A 16,858-nucleotide genomic window follows, 5' to 3' on the forward strand; every position below is an offset into this window, starting at 1 on the left:
CCAAGAGTCGCAAAAAAAATCACCTGTCGAAGGACAGGTGATTTCTTGGTTTTCAGTAATCGTTAAGAAAACTATAAGAAGACTTTCATCGCCCCGATCAAGATGCCGATCGTCACGGCGAGCATGGAAGCCATGCGAATGGACAACTTGAGATCAGATTTGGCGATCTCAGCAGTCAGCCGATGATTAGTATTAGCGATTTCAGCAGTCGCCTTGCCGATTTCAGCAGCGAGACTTGCGAGATCACTTTTCGTCGCGAGTAGTGTGAGCATGTCAGATTCCAATGCTTGGATAACAGCTTCGGCTTTGAGCTCAGGTACGTCGATTGCGCGCAGTGCCTGATACATCGCCAGTTCCATTTTCATTAAGGCCTCCTAAAACAAAAAAAAGGCCTTCCCCACGACGGGAAAGGCCCGTCGTGGGTGGGAAAGTCATGCTTCCATCGACATTCAAGTCGACTGTCCGCGCTGCCGGAAGCTATGCGGTCATTTGGTGGATCCTGCGGAGAACCGCAGCGCCGTCTTGAAGATCCTGGCGGCTTGGGTGCTGAACTAATCAGCTAGATGCATAGCAAAAGTGCCCCTGAGGACTTCGGCTGTCAATCCGGTAATCGGTTTTCGACTGTTTCCTAATGTTGTATGAGGCTCCCTCCTGCCTGCGCTCACCACCACCTTCAGACTCGGGTTGTTGAGGATCGACGTCGAACGTCCCGAATTATCGGCCGAGGTAGGTCGCGGTAATTTGTGTTCTCTCATGCCCGAGTTCACGGCTGATAATTTGTCGCGCGGTATGGTCTTGAGAGCGCTGCATAGGGGTCAATTCCTTGGACGTGATTCCCCCTGCCGCCGGTGCCTTCCATCCTGTCAAAGCTACGTAGCGGCTTTGTGCGTAATGATGACGTAGCCCATGCATGTGGCTCATGCCTGCTGCCTTGCACTGACCATCGTAGGTGTTTCTCTGCTGAATATACGTTTTGTGAGCCGGGATTAATGAGCTGGCTCCTGCTAACTGGTGTGCCGCGTTCAGCACCTCGCGCTGTTGCGAAGTAGTGATCGGAACAGAGCGATCACGCCCGCCCTTCGTCCATGAGCCCTTGAGGAGAATGTGATCTCCTCGATCCGCATACTTGGGCTGAAATTTGATCGCTTCCTCACGGCGTAGTCCAAACGCCGACTGAAGCTGGAGGCTCATGCGCACATGGACGTCAGTGATCTTGCCAAGGTCTGTTCCCAGTCCCTGAGCTTTGCTGACGTTAGTGACGAACCGCCGTTCGGCCACACCCAGTTGCGTGTTGTCCGCGGGGAGAATGCCAGCCTTGCCGATTTTTTCAGCCCACCATCGAAGGTGCGCAAGCCGATTTTTGATGGTGCCAACTGACAGGCCTTCGCCTTGCCAGCGATCTAGCAGTGCCAGTACGTGTTTGCCCTTGAGCGAGGGGGCTTTCATCTGCCGAAAACCAGTTTCCCGCAGCTGGCGGGCGATCAGCCCCAATGAGCGGATACGGTCGGCCTGAGTGTTGTGACTGCCATCGCGATTGCGTCGGCAAAGTTGCCGCAGGGTGTAGGTCAAATCGTCCATATCCCATCCACTCACTGGCTTTGTTTTGTGCTGTTGTCCTTTCCTGAAAATCATTGGTAAGTGTTGGTGCCAACTCGCTAGGCGAGATCCCCGAAGGGCAGGGGCAAGGTGTTCAGGAAACACCGGTGTCTCGGCTGAGACGTCCGTCTTCCTTCCTGCTGGAAGGTCGGACGGAGATGGAGCGGGATGAGTTAGTTTTTAATGTTGATGAGTACCCCAAGGAAATGGGTGGGATTGTTAAGTTGAAGCAGGCGGCATTGCGCAAAGGTCCGCTATTTAAGACAGCGTAGTAGCGGCATATCAGGGAATAGGTCTACAGAAAAAGGCGGCTCCGTCCCATGGGTATGGGTCGGTATGCTTCTGGAACCTTGCATACCTGGGCTAACTCCATCCTGCTGGATCAGCGCTTGCAGGAGTCTTGCGCTGTTGGGACGACGACTCTCGAACCTGTCGTCTTAGGTTTTGCTGGACCAATGTATGGGGGCATCATCATGTATGCCGCACGTTTTAAGATTCAGGATTTGCCCGTGATGTTGAGGCGTCGGCGGGGCCGTCACTGCGGTTTGCAGTGACGGCCCATCTCATGAGTTGCGTTTCATTGGGCAGGGGCAGCCGCTGTGATAGGTGCATATGCATCGATTGCCTGTGGTGCTGACGCGGCCTTCGGCCTTGTCGGCTCCCTGCGCAGGTACGGCATGGTTCCCAAGCCACGCCTGCGCAGGGAGCTTTGGGAATGGCGGAGCACGGAGCTGCCGATCGATACCGTGAATCGCATGAGCGTGCAAGTCGACAACATGGATATCCAGGTTGACCGAGAGCTTTCTGCCGAAGGTCTGGGACGTATGATAACTAGCAGTTACAACGGGGTAGTTGGGGGGCTTTTTCTACCGTTTTGCGACGGGCAGAAAACGGCCAGAAGCAGTCATTCGGATGTGTCTAGGAAATCAGTACAGAGTCAAACTGCTGGCGCTCCTTGTGTATAAAACAATGGCGTGTTCATCATCTCTGACACTTTAGGTATGGCTGGTTGGAGTTTGCGGGCATTTGTCGTGCTACGGGCACCTATTGTGATGGTGCCGAAAACTCTCCAAAGGCGGAATGCATGGGTGAAATCCCGCAATCTTTCGTAGATCTGGGTAAGGATCACTAACTCCAGTGACTATCGCACTACGGGCTCGGCGTGATAGAAAAATTTGCAATTGGCCTAGAATCCAAAAATACATTTTCGGTAGTTTGTGGTTGCTAGATTCATCCAGAAGCGCTCCCTTCATGAGCAGGCCAAAACGACCGAACATCGCAGCTTGTTTACATCTATGAAAGCCAGAGGTGATTTTACTTATGCCAAAGGCCCATCTTCTGGCCTGCCTGGTTTATGCATTGATAGGTAAATCCATTGACATACTGAAGGGTGCAGCAATCCGCTTATAAATACGGAATCCCATGTGTTTTTTCCTTCACGGGCTTCATCAATTTTTGCCCGCTCCTTAATTAATTCTTTCTCAAGGTCTACCAAGGTTTTTGGGGTTGCCTCAAGAGATCTAATTACTAAGCTTGGTTTGCGAATTAAATTCGCCCATTGCTTACCTAGATATCCTATGATGCTTGATTTCAAAACAACCTCTCGCACATGGAAAGCAATTGCTGCATAGTTTTGGTGATTAGTGCTAACTGATAAGTGCAGAGTAATTTTCGGTACTGATCCAAGGTTCTCGAAGTGGGCTTCAATAAGGCGCTCAGCTAAACACTCATCAAAATATGGATGAAGGATCCGCTCGTTGGCAGCACCTGTTAGCGTTTCGCTTCTAATGGTGTTGCATAAACAAGCGTGAACAAGGTTTTGAGAAAATACTGAAAACTCAGGGTAAGTGTTTTTTGGCAAAATATGGTCCAAAGTCCCGCTTTGCATTGAGCCACACATAGGGCATCCAAGATATTTGCTGTTTTCGCGCATATCGCTTATGTAGATCAAGTCCTTGGGTGGTGATGCATAGTGTTTTTTAAGATGCTCCCCAGTAGTGCTTGGTATCTTTATAGGGTAGATGATAAATGCGTTGCCGTCTGCTGAGACATACTGCTTGTAGTTTGCCTGTATATGTCGTTCTGACAGCTTTAGATCTGGGTAACTATTCACGCGAGTGTTATTCGAAAGTTTCAGGATTGCAGCGGCATCATCAAGTGATGGACGAGGGATTTTATTCAATTTTTCTCTACCTCCAGTGACTGCCGTAGTGAGCTTAAAATTTCAAGAGAAAGTTTGTCTTTGTATTCTTTGTATAAGTCATCCCAGTTATCGTATATCTCAAGAAGACGTTTTTTAACCTCTAGTGCCAATTTCGAAGGAGAATCTTCGTTAAATACGAAAAATGATATGGCTCCTATATCTGCTCCAAATGTCTGTAGTGCAGTTTTTGGTGTTTCAATAAAACCATTTTTATTTGCGCGCAAAACGATGACCTGTTCGGGGAAAACCTCTCTAACAACGTAGGCCGAGTGCGTTGCGATTATGGCTGCCGATCCAGATAGTTCAAGTAGTCGATCGAGTAGCGCAATGAAGTTGCTGATAAAGCTCGGATGTAGATGTGTTTCTGGCTCATCAAGTAGCAAAAGAGAACCATTCTCCACGTACAAACTTGCTTGCGCGGCAAACCTTAAAAAAGATATCTCACCGCTACTTAGCGGATAGCCAATCCCAGAAATTACTCTAACTGGGTCTTTTTGTATGTTGATAGAGGAGTAAGTGGCTAACGCTTTTTCTTCGCTAAAAAAATGCAAATCTCCTAGGTTTAAATGGCTGTTTTCACTATCTACAAGGCTGAGGGAAATTTCACTCGAGTTATTGATGGTTTCGAGAGATTCCAAAAACAATTCCCATCTTGATACCCCTCCTAGATACTCATTGGATCTTAAAATCTGAATGATTAAGTCGGAAATATTTCCCTTTTTGCTTTTTGGCGCTCCTAGCCTATTTAGTGAAAATCTTCTGTACCATATTTTGGAGCGTTTTCGGCGATCACTTGGAAAAACTGATTCAGCCTCGTTTGTAGGTGCAAATGCTAATATCCGGTTAAGCATAGGTCTTTCTTGGGTGTCAGCATCAATCAGAGAATTGCTTCCCGTTATTGCTGACTTTACTATTCTTCCAAGTGTTTGGCTTTTGCCTACTCCATTCTCTCCGATTATTACAGCGATACGCTTAGGAAGTTCCGCGTAATGATCAAAGCGGAACAGCATTTCATGTGGGTTTAATTTTCCTGGTAGCTGAAAGCTAATGGCTAGGCTATGAGACAGCTTTCGAAACTCTTCTGAATCTAAGCCGCGCAAAATTGAGCCAGCATTTTTGAATGCAAAAAAAGACTCAGTCGTCCTCATGAATGACTTTAAAAATACTTCAGAATTACATGCCAAATCCAGCCAGTTTATATTGGTTTTGAATTCTCCGAGAGCAACTAAATCATTGATTGATTTTAGCACTGTTACCGCGATTTCAACCCCAAAAGCCCTTGAAAGCTTTCGGTAGGAGTCCATGTTTGGCAACATAGTAAAGAATTTTGTCCCTCCTAAGGCTGGTAGTGCATATATGTCGACACCCTCTAATAGTTGGTTGAGCTTGTAGACACCATTTGACTCATCTGGCGAGTTTGTAAGAAAACCAATGAAACCTTCAGTGTAAAAATCACCCTGACCTTCTAAGTGAACATGGATATCAATCTTTGTTCTGAAGCCAAAGTCATTCCATTTGTCCGGGTTGGGGGATATGTAAATAGCGCTATCCCTTATTAACTCTGCTTGAGAGGGTGTTTTACAAAAGGCAACTTTAATGCCATGGTCAAAACCGTCAAATATTTTTTTTGTCATCTTGGTCGAGCTCAATTAAATGAAATGATTGCATTTATGTTTGCCTTAGTCTTTTATTTCTGATCGAGCTCTACCTTGCATGAAGATGGCTAAAATCTAATAGATCACGATGCCATTGCCAGTAATTTTTCGAGCGTAGCTGAGGAAAGTGAGAGTACTATTCGTGAGTTATCTCCACAGCCAGTTCCTGAGTTTCTTGCTTTAGTGTAGTATTTTGGGATGGTTGCGGCTTTATGGGCTGGTAACCACCAATTCTCCCGTCGGGCCTCTTGAAAAAGGAAAGAAAGTCCTTAAGGCTCATTACAACGCGCGGTCGACCACTGACAATTCCAGTAACAATCATATAATCAAGGCCGCCAGGGTCCGTAGGAAGATCTTTCAATCTGGCTGCTAACCCACCATTACCGTCTTTATTTTTATGGTAAAGGAACAGCCTAAGATAGTTCTTGAAAGCACTGAGGGTTATGCCTTGGCCGGCAAACTTTTTGAGATCGACCTCGACGGCACTAAAATAGGTCTGCGCTTGCAGATCTAGATTGGTTTTTTTCTTTCCCGCGACTCCGTACACCAGCAAATGGTGGCTATCCTTTTCGAGCGATTCTCTTTTGGCACTATCGTAGTCAAAAAATTTGTCAATTTCCGACTTCAGGTCATTGTGTGCTCTTTTAAATTCGATCAACACAAACGTCGACTGCTGACCGAAAATCGCGTCCCCGGCTTTTTCATGATCTCCATCAAGCGGCGCTAAAAAGTATTCCTTTGTAGAGCTAAGAGGCATGAAGCGTTGTACAAACGCATATTCAACTGTTTTTTCCCACCACATGAATGACTCTCCCTGTCAGCTTGCCTCTCGCCACTGTTCGAAACTAGCGGCCTTTGGCCATGATAAGGTCGAAGTCTCCTTTTCTAAAAGGCCCGGGCAGCTGAATTGCCTCGAATGGTCGCTTTTGGCCGATTTCTGCCCGTCGTAACCCGTAGAAACCAACCATTCTCAGCATCGGGTATAGGACGCTGATAATGGTGAGCTATGTCGTGAACACCACGATTAGAGGGGGGCAGCGCAAGTCCCTCTCATGGACATAGCCCAATCCCTTCGAGTGGCCACCAGTCAGCAAGCCCATCAAATAACCGCAGATGTCATGAACGACTAATGTAGATGTACCCGATTTTAACCGGGTGTCCCTCTGCCTTTGGTTAAAGGCAAAGGCGAGTGCTGTCGCTCGCTTAAGCGCACTACACGCTTAGCTTTCTGGTTCACAAGAAAAAACCACCTGCCATAGGGTAGGTGGTTCTCGGTACTGCCGAAAAAGTAGATCGTTAATCAGTCATCGCCATCAAGACGAAGACCGCTGCCACCAACGGGAACATCATCGTGCCAATGTTGAGGGTGAGATCAGATGCGAAGCGAGATAGCTCTGTCCGAAAGTGTTCTACGTCTGGATCGGATTTAACGGTAGGAGGTGACTGCAACGCAGTCTCCATAGCCAGGATTACAGCATCGATTTTTGGCTCAGGCACGTCGATCGCTTTCAGTGCTTGATACAGTGCTAGTCGAATGTTCATTAAGGCCTTCGAATAAACAAGAAAGGCCTTACCCGGACGGGAAAGGCCCGTCGTGGGTGGGGGTGAGTAACATGCTTCCATCGACATTGATGTCGACTGTCCGCGCTGCCGGAAGCGATGCGGTCATTCGGGAGGATCCTGCGGGAAACCGCAGCGCCGTCTTGCAGATCCTGGCGGCTTTTGGGTGCTGATCACATCAGCGAGACGAGATGTGAAGTTGCTCCCTGCGGTGTTCGCTGTAAATCCGAAAACGGTTATTCGGGATTTCCTAATGTTCCCCCGACTGTTTGATAACCAGTTGCGCAGGGATTACTGACGCATGCTTTAGGCAGGAAGCGGCTGGCAGGCCAAGCTTTTCATGACCTGTGCAGCCAGATCGTCTGCAATCCTTGGCCCCTTCATTATCTTGCGCATCTCGGCAAAGTGCGGCAGGCCCTGCTGAATTGTCTTCGATCTTGTGGCGGGCTTTTGTTTGACCTCCGCGGCAGCCGAGGCCACTGCAGGGGGCGTAAGGGGGGCGACAGTTTTCTGCTCTTTTTTACGGCCTGCCCACGGTCGAAACTCGCCGGCTAATGCTCGATTTATCAACCCGAAGAAATAGGCGACGACGTTACGCACCGACCCACGTTGACTGCGCGCCTGGAGTTCGTCCAGCACTTGTTGGCGATGTTGGGATGGCAGTCGAGTCAGGGCTGCCAGCACGTCTTGTTGCTGATCCGCTTTGGCGTTTGCCAGGCATTGCGGCAGTGTCACTGACCCTTGTGTCAAATGGCGTTCCTCACGTGCGCGTGTGCGGTACGTACGTATTTTTTTATATTTGTTTTTATACGTATTGTCGCCGGTGCTGAGGTGTTTCTGGTCGGTCTGCTGCGTGACGGAGGTTCTTGTTGCGGGATGACTCGGTACAGGTTTTCTGGTGGAGAGCGGGCGTTTTCCTGAGGGTGGCGGCTCATCGTCCTCGTCACGTTGTGCCGGCGTGAGTGCGGCATTGTCTTTGGACGTTTGCTCCCGCGTAGCTTCGATGTGCCTCGCGATGCAATCGAGATGGGTGTGCTTATGGCCGATGCAGTTCTCGAGAAGTGCTGGAAGGGTGGTGTCTAAAGCGCAGGCTTCGCGGAAGCTCAGGGCACTCTCGTTGGTCTGATAGAGCTCGTTCAGAACGTTGCCCGTAATGAGGTCGCTATTCTGGCCGACCAAGCTTATCCAACCAGTTAGGCGCAGAACCGTTAGCGCTCGCGAGGCGGTTTCGTAAGAAGCTCGTTTTGCCAGCGGGGCGCACGCGAGGTATGAGCGCAATTGACCCATTCCTGCCAAGGTGTACAGACCTCCAGCCGACCGTAGCGAGTGCATCACGTGCCAGCAATTGCGATCCAGAGGTGTCAGGCGGTTATCGACCATGAGCGATAGGACCGCAGAGCTCGGAGCGTCTTGAGCCTGCGAGGTATGGGAGGGGGGTCGGTTGGTCATGAGGTGTCTCCGAGGTCTGGGCCACGTTGGCCTGTTACCCGACATCTCATCTAGGACTGTTCCGTATGTCAGCCAACAATGCGATCTCTGCTACGGACACATTGTTTGGCTTTTGTGATGATTGATACCTGGGGAGTGATCTAGAACGCTGTGTTAAAGATCTCGGGTGATTCGGCAGGCGAATGCGTCAGTAGTGAATACGAGACGAGCGTTATTGCGTCTATCTCACCAAGACTACGTTAAGTCCCCTGGCGCTCTGAACGGCTGAAACCGACAAGCTCCCCGTTGCCTCTTGCTGGATGTGTTCACTCCACCAAGCCATCATCGGGCGTCTTCGCTCTATGTAGTCCGCCCGGTTGTAGGCGCTACGGACTTCGTCTTTGTCCACATGCGCAAGCGCGACCTCGATCAGCTCCGCATCCCACCCGTGTTCATTCAAGATGGTGCTCGCCATGGAACGCATTCCGTGGCTTACAAGTCGCCCCTCAAACCCCATCCGCTTCAGCGCCATGTTGGCGGTCTGGCTGTTGCAATGAGTGCGAGGATTGCGGTCGGCGGGAAATACGTATTCCCTGTGTCCGCTGTAGGGCTTGATCGCTTCCAGAAGCGCCAAAGCGTGCTCCGTGAGCGGAATGATGTGGGAGCGACGTTTCTTCATGCGCTCCGCTGGGATCGTCCAGATCTTCTTATTGAGGTCGATATCAGCCCATCGGGTGGTCGCAGCTTCTGCGGGCCGAGTCATCGTGTGGAGCTGCCATTCGATGAGGCATCGGGTGGTTCTTTTTATGCTGGCGTTGGCAATTGCCACCATGAGTTCATTGAGTTCATCGGGGGGTAATGCCGCCATGTTTTTCTTCTTTGGTTTTTTGAAGACTGATCGAATTCCGCTCAGGGGGTTGGCATGAATGAGTCCGTAGTTCACCCCGTAAGTCATGATTTCGTTGAGGCGTTGGGTCAGGCGCTTGACCGTTTCTAGGCTGCCTTTGGTTTCAAGCGGCCTAAGCAACTTAATGACCTGAGGCGCGCTGATTTCAGAAATCGGGGTCGCTTGTAGATCCGGGAAGATGTGCAACGTGAGCGAGCGCCAAATGTCTTCAGCGTAGGCGGTGGTCACGGAGTCTTTCTTCAGTTCAAACCAGGCTGTCGCGACGTTTTGAAAGGTGTGCTCTGTCGCAGCTTTTTTTGCTTGGCGATCTGCATCGCGTTGCTCTTTCGGGTCCAGTCCCTGAGCAACCAGCTCCCTGGCTTCAACCGTGCGTTTACGCGCATGAGCCAGGCTGAGCTCCGGGAATGTTCCCAGTCCCATGTTGATTCGTTTCTTGGTCACGGGATGGATGTAGTTGAAATTCCAGAGCCTCGAACCGTTGGTTCGGACTCGTAACTGAAGGCCGTCGCCGTCGGTCAATGTGTAGTCCTTGTCCTTGGGTTTGGCAGCTTTGATTTTTAGGTCTGAAAGGCGTGTGGCTCGGGCTCCCATGGGTACTCCAACGCTGTTTGTGTATTCCAAAATTTACCAGTCACGGGCTTGGAATACGCCTTGGAATACATTTCAAAATGGATCTGCCTGAAGCGCTGTGGAGCTCAATAGCCCTGAAACCCCCGTATTTACTGGATTTTAGGCACAAAAAAAGACGTCCGTGGACGTCTTTAGATGATGAAGTGGTGGAGCCGGGGGGATTTGAACCCCCGTCCGCCAGTACTCCGCTGTCGGTACTACATGCGTAGCCGTTTCTATTAAGTTAACCCTCAGCGACCCGAAGGGCAGGGTGCTTTGGGCGAGTTGTGTAAGTTTTAGCCGCTTCGTCCACAACGTACTGCACGGCGATTCTGTTCTATATGACAATCATTTCGGGTTTACAGACATCCCCTGATGATTGCTGGACCCGAAGGTACCAGGAGCATTGTCAGCTGCAATTAAGCAGCGAGAGCAACACCGTATTGGTCGTCATTGGCAACTATAAGTAGTTGCAACAGTGGATTTACGACTTCTGTTACCAAGTCGGCATGCACCTAAAGTTTCGCAACCGGCGTCGAATCCTAAACGGCCCCGAACTCATTGCTCAGTACAACTGTTTGAGCAACAAGCCTGCGCAGTGTACGCCAAACGGCCCGCGAGGCCAACCCGAAGGTTGGCCGGGCAGCTGATCAGTTGTTGGTGCCGGTGGATTTGCGCAGTTCCACGATGGTTTGCGAGGTTTCCGCAATGCAATCGTCGATTTTGCCTTGAGCCTTGAGCGCCTCGGCCTTGCTCACACTGGCGTTAGCGCGCTGGCTCAGTTCCGGGTTCGCTGACAGCTGTCCCTTGGCATTGTTGATGGTCTGAATATTGGCATCGCACAGGTCGGCAGGCTTGTCCGCGGCGAACGAAGTGGAAGCCATCATCGATGCAGTAACGAACAGACCTAACAGTACAGAACGTTTCATGTGTATCTCCTTGAACCGAGTGGGTCCAGACTTCGCTGGCCGTCAGGACGGGCAACCGTATGGAAGAAAAACCCCGATCAGTCGGGGTTATTCTGTGGACTACAGTCGAACTCAAGGGTTCTATTTTTCTTCAGCAGGCCTTCGCCCGGGTCACTCGATCCACCAGATAGACCAGTCCGTGGTAGTCAATTCCGCCATGTTGCGTCAGACCGATCTCGCAAGTCCGGCTGGTGGAAATCCCTTCGCTGCAATGCTGCACCGCCTCCTTGAGCGTGCGCAGCGAGTGGCTGTTCAGCTCCGGCGTGGTGAAGCCCTTGTCACCGGCAAACCCGCAACAGTGGATGCCTTCGGGGATGACCACGTTGGTGCTGCATTTGCGTGCCAGATCGATCAGCGCCTGGCTCTCGCCCAGATGCTGGGTGCTGCACGTCACATGCACAGCAATCGGTGCATCCTGCGGGGTGAACTCGAGTCGGTCGAGAAGGTGCGTACGAATGAAACGCACCGGGTCGTACAGGTCCAGGCGAACATCGCCGACATCCTGCACCAGGCGCAGGGTGCACGGGCTGGTGTCGCAATAGATCGGATCGAGTCCGCCGCGACTGGCGTGAAGCAGGGCGCTGATCAGCTCCTGGCGCTTGTGCTCGGCCTGTTCCGCATAGCCTTTGGAAGCGAACGGCTGACCGCAGCAGAGGTTGTCCTGATTGTCCGGGAACACCACCTGGTAACCGGCCTTTTCCAGCAGGCCCCGGGTTTTGTCGTACAGCGACATCTGCTCTTTGTCTCCGGCTGCCGGGCCCATGACCCGCGATACGCAGGCGGCCAGATAGACCACGCGCGGACGCTCATCGGAGACGCTGGGACTGAAGCGAATGGCTTTTTCCGGCTGCGGCATCGCATTCGTCCACAGCGGCACCTGGCCTTTGGACAAGCGCGTCAGGGTTGCTGAAAGCTTCGCCAGGCGCGGCGCACCGAGCAGCATCCGCGCACCGTTGGCCACGTGCAGAGTAAAACGTGCGCCTTGCAGGGTCTTGGCGAAATTTCCTTCGATCCAGTCAGCGGTTTTCTGATGCGTGGCGTTACGGGCGCGGAGCTTTTTCACCAGTTCGCCGGTGTTGATGCCTACAGGGCAGCGTTGCGCACACAAGCCGGTGGCGGCGCAGGTGTCGATGCCTTGGTACGCGTAGGCTTCTTCCAGTTCGCGGGTGTCGATGCCAGCGCGTTTTTTTGCCTGAATGTCACGCCAGATCACGATGCGCTGGCGCGGACTCAGGGTCAGGCCTTTCGACGGGCAGACCGGTTCGCAGAAGCCGCACTCGATGCATTTATCCACAATCTCGTCGGCCGCCGGCAGCGGCTTCAGGTGCTTGAGGTGAATCTGCGGATCTTCGCTGAGCACCACGTCCGGGTTGAGGATGCCGTTGGGGTCGAGCAGACGTTTGAGCTGCCACATCAGTTGATAGGCATCGCTGCCCCATTCCAGTTCCACGAACGGCGCCATGTTGCGCCCGGTGCCGTGCTCGGCCTTCAGCGAGCCACCGAATTCCACCGCCACCAGTTGCGCGACGTCGTCCATGAACGCCTGATAGCGTGCGACTTCTTCCGCGCTGTTGAAGCCTTGGGTGAAGACGAAGTGCAGATTGCCTTCCAGTGCGTGTCCGAAAAGGATCGCTTCGTCGTAGGCATGCTTGTCGAATAGCTCGATCAGGCGATTGACGCCGATCGCCAGTTGTTCGACCGGAAAAGTCACGTCTTCGATGATCACCGTGGTGCCGGTTTTGCGTACGGCACCGACGGCGGGGAAGGTGTCCTTGCGAATCGCCCAGAGGCGGGCGTTCTCGACCGGGTCTTCGGTGAAGTCGACTTGCTTTTCCACAGGGAAACCGCTGAGTGACGCCATGATCTGCGCCAGTTGTTCCTGCAGCAAAGAGGAAGAGGCGGCGCGGGATTCGATCAGCAGGGCGCAGGCATTGTTCGACAGCTGTTGTACGAAAGCGGGCATGCCGGGTTTGTCCTGCACCGAGCGCAGGCTGCGTCGATCGAGCAGTTCCACCGCCGACACCGGTTGGCTTTTCAGCACGGTGACCGCGTTGCAGCAGGTTTCCACATCCGGGAACACGATCAGCGCCGACGCCTTGTGCGGGTGATCGATCACTGTGTCGTAGGTCACCGCACTGATAAAACCGAGGGTGCCTTCGGAGCCAACCAACAGGTGGCTCAAGATATCCACAGGCTCGTCGAAATCCACCAAGGCGTTGAGTGACAGGCCGGTGGTATTTTTCAGACGGTATTTGTGGCGAATTCTCGCGGCCAACTCGGCATTGGCGCGGGTCTCGCGGCCCAATGTCGCCAGGCGCTCCAGCAGATCGCCATGACTGTTGCGAAATGCTGCGACACTGGCAGCGTCTTCGGTGTCGAGACGCGTGCCATCGGCCAGCACCAGGCGAATCCCGGCCAGCGTGTGATAGGTGTTTTGCGCCGTGCCGCAGCACATGCCACTGGCGTTGTTGGCGACGATGCCGCCGATCTTGCAGGCGTTGATCGACGCCGGGTCCGGGCCGATCTTGCGGCCGAACGGTGCCAGCCATGCGTTGGCCTGCGCACCGATGACGCCCGGCTGCAGGCGGATTTGCGTGCCTTGGCCGCGAATCTCGCGGGCGTTCCAGTTATCCCCCAGCACGATCAGCACCGAATCGCTGATGGCTTGCCCGGAAAGGCTGGTGCCCGCAGCGCGGAAGGTCACCGGAACGTGGTCGCGCTGGGCCAGTTTCAACAGGCTCACGACTTCATCTTCGGACTCGACGCGGATGACCAGTTTCGGGATCAGTCGATAAAAACTGGCGTCAGTGCCAAAGGCCAGCGTCGATAGCGGATCATCAAAACGGCGCTCGGCCGGAATCAGTTGTTGCGCATCACGCAGGAAATTCACCGGAAGCGTCATTGGTCCTCCAGGATCAGCACTACGAGGTCTTTCGGGCCGTGGGCGCCGTAAGCCAGGACTTGCTCGATGTCAGCGGTTTTCGACGGGCCGGACACCAATAATGCGTTGGTCGGCATGCCTTGGGCCCACTCGAATTCCTGCTGCACCTGATAGAAGTTGTCACGAATTTCGCTGGCCTTGAGCAGGGCGAAATGCACCGGCGGCACCAGGCTCATCAACCGCGGTTCTTCGCGGGTCGGCCAGATAATCAGGCTACCGGTGGCGGCAATTGCGCCGAGGGTGCCGGTGAGGCTGGCCGGGGTGTCGTCGAACAACTCGGCTTTCCACGCTTCCATCGGCCGGTCGTAGGATTTCAGCGCGGGCAGATCAGGATGATTCTCCCAGTGTTGTGTGATGCGTTGCCCGTGCGTTGTAGTCGGCGCGATCAACAGGCTTGGCAACTGACGGTCACGCAGCAACTGCGCGAGCAGCGCCGGCCAGTCTGCGTCAGAGGTCAGATGAATTTCGGTGTGCACCGCTTCCATCAGTTTGCGCAGTTGCGGGATGCGTTGATCGGCGCTGTAGGTGTAAGGCTGCGTCACCAGATCGACATCAAAGTTGTCGGCAATCGGTGTGGCGCCGGTCAGGCTTTTCCGCAGCTTGGCGAGGATATTTTGCTTGGCGCTCATCAGCGGTCTCCCTGTTTGGCCAGATGCTCGCGGGCCATGTCGTGCAGTGAGCGGGCGGCGGGTTTTGGTGCGCTGTGGTTTTGCGTCCACGGGCCGACGTTGCTTGGCGTCAGCGCGCGCAGGCGTGTGGCGAAGAAACCGAACAGTCGATACAGCGTCGGCGAGCTGTTGAGTTTCGCCCAGGCGTGCCAGATGAAACGTTCCTTGCGCGAATACTTGCTGCCCTGACCGCGCATCACTTGATGCGGCGAGTCCGGGGCCTTGACGTTTTCTTCGCGCAAACGACGCAGGATTGCCGGGATCGGAATTTTTACCGGACACACTTCACCGCAGGCGCCGCACAGCGACGAAGCGCTCGGGTGATCCGGGACTTTCGCCAGGCCGACCATGTGCGGGGTGATGATTTTGCCGATCGGTCCAGGGTACACCTCGCCGTAGGTGTGGCCGCCGACGCGGGTGTAGACCGGGCAATGATTCATACAGGCGCCGCAGCGGATGCAATTCAGGGTCTGGCGCAATTCGCTGTCGGCAAAGGCCTGGCTGCGACCGTTGTCGAGCAGCACCAGATGCACTTCCTGCGGGCCGTCGAGTTCATGTTTCTTGCGCGGGCCGGAGATCATGTTGACGTAGGTGGTGATCGGAATACCCAGCGCCGAACGGGTCAGCAGCGACAGCAGCGGCACCACGTCGCGCAGGTTTTCCACCACCTTTTCGATGCCGGTAACGGCGATGTGCACCGGTGGCACGGTGGTGGTCATGCGCCCGTTGCCTTCGTTTTCCACCAGCAGCAGGGTGCCGGTTTCGGCGACGGCGAAGTTCACTCCGGAGACGCCGATGTCCGCTTCGAAGAATTTCTGCCGCAGGACTCTGCGACCGATCTGAATGAGTTGGTCAACGTCCTTGGTGTATTCCACGCCAAGTTTGTCGTGGAACAAGGACGCGACCTGACCGGCATTCTTGTGGATCGCCGGCATAATGATGTGTGAAGGCTTCTCGTGGTCGAGCTGGACGATGTATTCCCCCATGTCGGACTCCAGGCATTCAACACCTTGAGCCTCGAGGAAATGGTTCATCTCCATCTCTTCGCTGACCATCGATTTGCCCTTGATCACTTGCCGCGCCTCGTGAGCGCGGATGATCGACAAGACGATGCCATTGGCCTCGTCTACCGTTTCCGCCCAGTGCACTGTCACACCGTTGCGGGTCAGGTTCTTTTCCAGTTGCTCGAGCAGGTCGGGCAACTTGGAGAGCGCACGCGCCCTGATCGAGTTGCCCAGGGCGCGCAAATGTTCTCTTTCGTGGGCATCACTGAAAGCGGCTGCCCGCTTGACCATCAGTGAGTCCATGGCCGTGCGGAAGTTGTTCCGCAACTGCTGATCACCCAAAGCGTTGTGCGCCCGGGTGTGGAAATCTTCTTCTACGGCGACCGTAGGAATAATCGCGGAAGTGCTCATTGCGCACCTCCGGTTCGTTGCCACAGAAAGCTGGCGAGATGTTGCCCGCGCAACGCTTCTTTTTGTTTCTCCAATGCGCCGTTGATGTTCATCAAACAGCCGCAGTCGGCACTCAAGACCTTGTGCGCGCCGGATTCCTTCAACGCTTTGGTCTTGTCAGCCACCATCGCGCCGGAAATGTCTGGCATACGGACGCTGAATGTCCCACCGAAGCCACAGCATTCGCTTTCGTGATCGTGGTTGACCCGTTCCACGTTGCTCAGCTGCGCCAACAACTCGCGGCCGTGCAGGTGGGTGTTCATCTCGCGCCGTGCCGAACACGAAGTGTGCAGCGCGACTTTGACCGGCTCGCCGCTGTCCTTGAGCTGCACCTTGCAGACAAACAGCAGAAACTCAGCCAGTTCATAAGTGCGGGCGGCGAGGGCCTGCACCTGTTTCAACGTCTCCGGCTCGTCCTTGAACAAGTCGGCGTAATGCTCGCGCAGCATGCCCGCGCATGAACCCGACGGCACCACCACCGGATAATCCCCGGCAAACAGCGCCAGTTGCGAGCGCGCGACGGTTCGTGCCTGCTCGGTGTAACCCGAGGTGTAGGCCGGTTGTCCGCAGCAGCTTTGCCCTTGCGGGTACTCGACCTTGATCCCTTCGCGCTCCAGCAAGTGGATCGCGTCCATCCCGGCTTCGGGGTAGAACAGGTCAACCACACACGTGCCGAACAGGTAGACCCGCGACGGTTTCTCGCTGGGGTATTGCCGAGGTTCGGGCAGTGGCGGTGCCACGCGGGTGGCGTTGGGCACAGCGTTGTAAAAAAGCTCGCTCATCAGGCGTGTCTCCGGGTGGTCCCGGTTATCCGTCTGTGGCGGCTGCTGAATATAAAGAGCGTTGCTTTCAGCAGCCTTACAGACCGG

13 protein-coding genes and 1 other RNA gene are annotated in these 16,858 nt (G+C 53.8%); all 14 read right to left on the reverse strand.

Going from position 1 to position 16,858, the window contains the following annotated elements; all coding sequences use genetic code 11:
- Positions 1–71: 71 nt before the first annotated feature.
- Positions 72–365, reverse strand: a complete 294-nt coding sequence (locus tag ACXX9E_RS09395; protein ID WP_024617742.1) for a hypothetical protein — start codon at positions 363–365, stop codon at positions 72–74.
- 349 nt (positions 366–714) lie between these two features.
- Positions 715–1,578, reverse strand: a complete 864-nt coding sequence (locus ACXX9E_RS09400; protein ID WP_458555340.1) for a phage integrase N-terminal domain-containing protein — start codon at positions 1,576–1,578, stop codon at positions 715–717.
- A 1,336-nt stretch (positions 1,579–2,914) separates the two neighbouring features.
- Positions 2,915–3,778, reverse strand: coding sequence for a hypothetical protein (locus ACXX9E_RS09405; protein WP_458555341.1), 864 nt, complete (start codon positions 3,776–3,778; stop codon positions 2,915–2,917).
- Entirely contained in the window at positions 3,775–5,433 is a 1,659-nt protein-coding gene (locus ACXX9E_RS09410) for an AAA family ATPase (RefSeq protein WP_458555342.1), read from the reverse strand. The genes ACXX9E_RS09405 and ACXX9E_RS09410 overlap by 4 nt, the downstream gene beginning before the upstream one ends.
- Positions 5,434–5,590: 157 nt before the next feature.
- The gene (locus tag ACXX9E_RS09415) at positions 5,591–6,256 is read right to left on the reverse strand and encodes a hypothetical protein (RefSeq protein ID WP_458555343.1); all 666 of its coding nucleotides are present in this window, start codon (positions 6,254–6,256) and stop codon (positions 5,591–5,593) included.
- Positions 6,257–6,750: 494 nt separating this feature from the next.
- Positions 6,751–6,996, reverse strand: a complete 246-nt coding sequence (locus ACXX9E_RS09420; RefSeq protein WP_458555344.1) for a hypothetical protein — start codon at positions 6,994–6,996, stop codon at positions 6,751–6,753.
- Positions 6,997–7,320: 324 nt separating this feature from the next.
- The gene (locus ACXX9E_RS09425; protein WP_458555345.1) at positions 7,321–8,193 is read right to left on the reverse strand and encodes an STY4528 family pathogenicity island replication protein; all 873 of its coding nucleotides are present in this window, start codon (positions 8,191–8,193) and stop codon (positions 7,321–7,323) included.
- A 490-nt stretch (positions 8,194–8,683) separates the two neighbouring features.
- The gene (locus ACXX9E_RS09430; RefSeq protein ID WP_458555346.1) at positions 8,684–9,940 is read right to left on the reverse strand and encodes an integrase domain-containing protein; all 1,257 of its coding nucleotides are present in this window, start codon (positions 9,938–9,940) and stop codon (positions 8,684–8,686) included.
- A gap of 183 nt (positions 9,941–10,123) precedes the next feature.
- Positions 10,124–10,512, reverse strand: a transfer-messenger RNA (tmRNA) gene (gene ssrA / locus ACXX9E_RS09435).
- 96 nt (positions 10,513–10,608) lie between these two features.
- Positions 10,609–10,887: a PA2433 domain-containing protein gene (locus ACXX9E_RS09440; protein ID WP_122598510.1), complete on the reverse strand. Its 279-nt coding sequence runs from the start codon at positions 10,885–10,887 to the stop codon at positions 10,609–10,611.
- Between the two features lie 130 nt (positions 10,888–11,017).
- Complete coding sequence (locus tag ACXX9E_RS09445; protein WP_458555347.1) at positions 11,018–13,828, reverse strand: FAD-binding and (Fe-S)-binding domain-containing protein; 2,811 nt, start codon at positions 13,826–13,828, stop codon at positions 11,018–11,020.
- A complete protein-coding gene (locus ACXX9E_RS09450; protein ID WP_458555348.1) occupies positions 13,825–14,496 on the reverse strand; it encodes a LutC/YkgG family protein in 672 nt (223 codons plus the stop codon). Before ACXX9E_RS09450 ends, ACXX9E_RS09445 begins: the two co-directional genes overlap by 4 nt.
- Positions 14,496–15,950, reverse strand: a complete 1,455-nt coding sequence (locus ACXX9E_RS09455) for a LutB/LldF family L-lactate oxidation iron-sulfur protein (RefSeq protein ID WP_458555349.1) — start codon at positions 15,948–15,950, stop codon at positions 14,496–14,498. Before ACXX9E_RS09455 ends, ACXX9E_RS09450 begins: the two co-directional genes overlap by 1 nt.
- Positions 15,947–16,771, reverse strand: a complete 825-nt coding sequence (locus ACXX9E_RS09460) for a (Fe-S)-binding protein (RefSeq protein WP_336347140.1) — start codon at positions 16,769–16,771, stop codon at positions 15,947–15,949. The genes ACXX9E_RS09455 and ACXX9E_RS09460 overlap by 4 nt, the downstream gene beginning before the upstream one ends.
- Positions 16,772–16,858: the final 87 nt, after the last annotated feature.

The organism is Pseudomonas sp. GNP014 (assembly GCF_054344005.1).

Excerpts from the sequence above, each read along its gene's own strand:
- ACXX9E_RS09395 (WP_024617742.1), bottom strand. The coding sequence starts at position 365 with ATGAAAATGGAACTGGCGATGTATCAGGCACTGCGCGCAATCGACGTA.
- ACXX9E_RS09400 (WP_458555340.1), bottom strand. The coding sequence starts at position 1,578 with ATGGACGATTTGACCTACACCCTGCGGCAACTTTGCCGACGCAATCGC.
- ACXX9E_RS09410 (WP_458555342.1), bottom strand. The coding sequence starts at position 5,433 with ATGACAAAAAAAATATTTGACGGTTTTGACCATGGCATTAAAGTTGCC.
- ACXX9E_RS09415 (WP_458555343.1), bottom strand. The coding sequence starts at position 6,256 with ATGTGGTGGGAAAAAACAGTTGAATATGCGTTTGTACAACGCTTCATG.
- ACXX9E_RS09420 (WP_458555344.1), bottom strand. The coding sequence starts at position 6,996 with ATGAACATTCGACTAGCACTGTATCAAGCACTGAAAGCGATCGACGTG.
- ACXX9E_RS09430 (WP_458555346.1), bottom strand. The coding sequence starts at position 9,940 with ATGGGAGCCCGAGCCACACGCCTTTCAGACCTAAAAATCAAAGCTGCC.
- ACXX9E_RS09440 (WP_122598510.1), bottom strand. The coding sequence starts at position 10,887 with ATGAAACGTTCTGTACTGTTAGGTCTGTTCGTTACTGCATCGATGATG.
- ACXX9E_RS09445 (WP_458555347.1), bottom strand. The coding sequence starts at position 13,828 with ATGACGCTTCCGGTGAATTTCCTGCGTGATGCGCAACAACTGATTCCG.
- ACXX9E_RS09450 (WP_458555348.1), bottom strand. The coding sequence starts at position 14,496 with ATGAGCGCCAAGCAAAATATCCTCGCCAAGCTGCGGAAAAGCCTGACC.
- ACXX9E_RS09455 (WP_458555349.1), bottom strand. The coding sequence starts at position 15,950 with ATGAGCACTTCCGCGATTATTCCTACGGTCGCCGTAGAAGAAGATTTC.
- ACXX9E_RS09460 (WP_336347140.1), bottom strand. The coding sequence starts at position 16,771 with ATGAGCGAGCTTTTTTACAACGCTGTGCCCAACGCCACCCGCGTGGCA.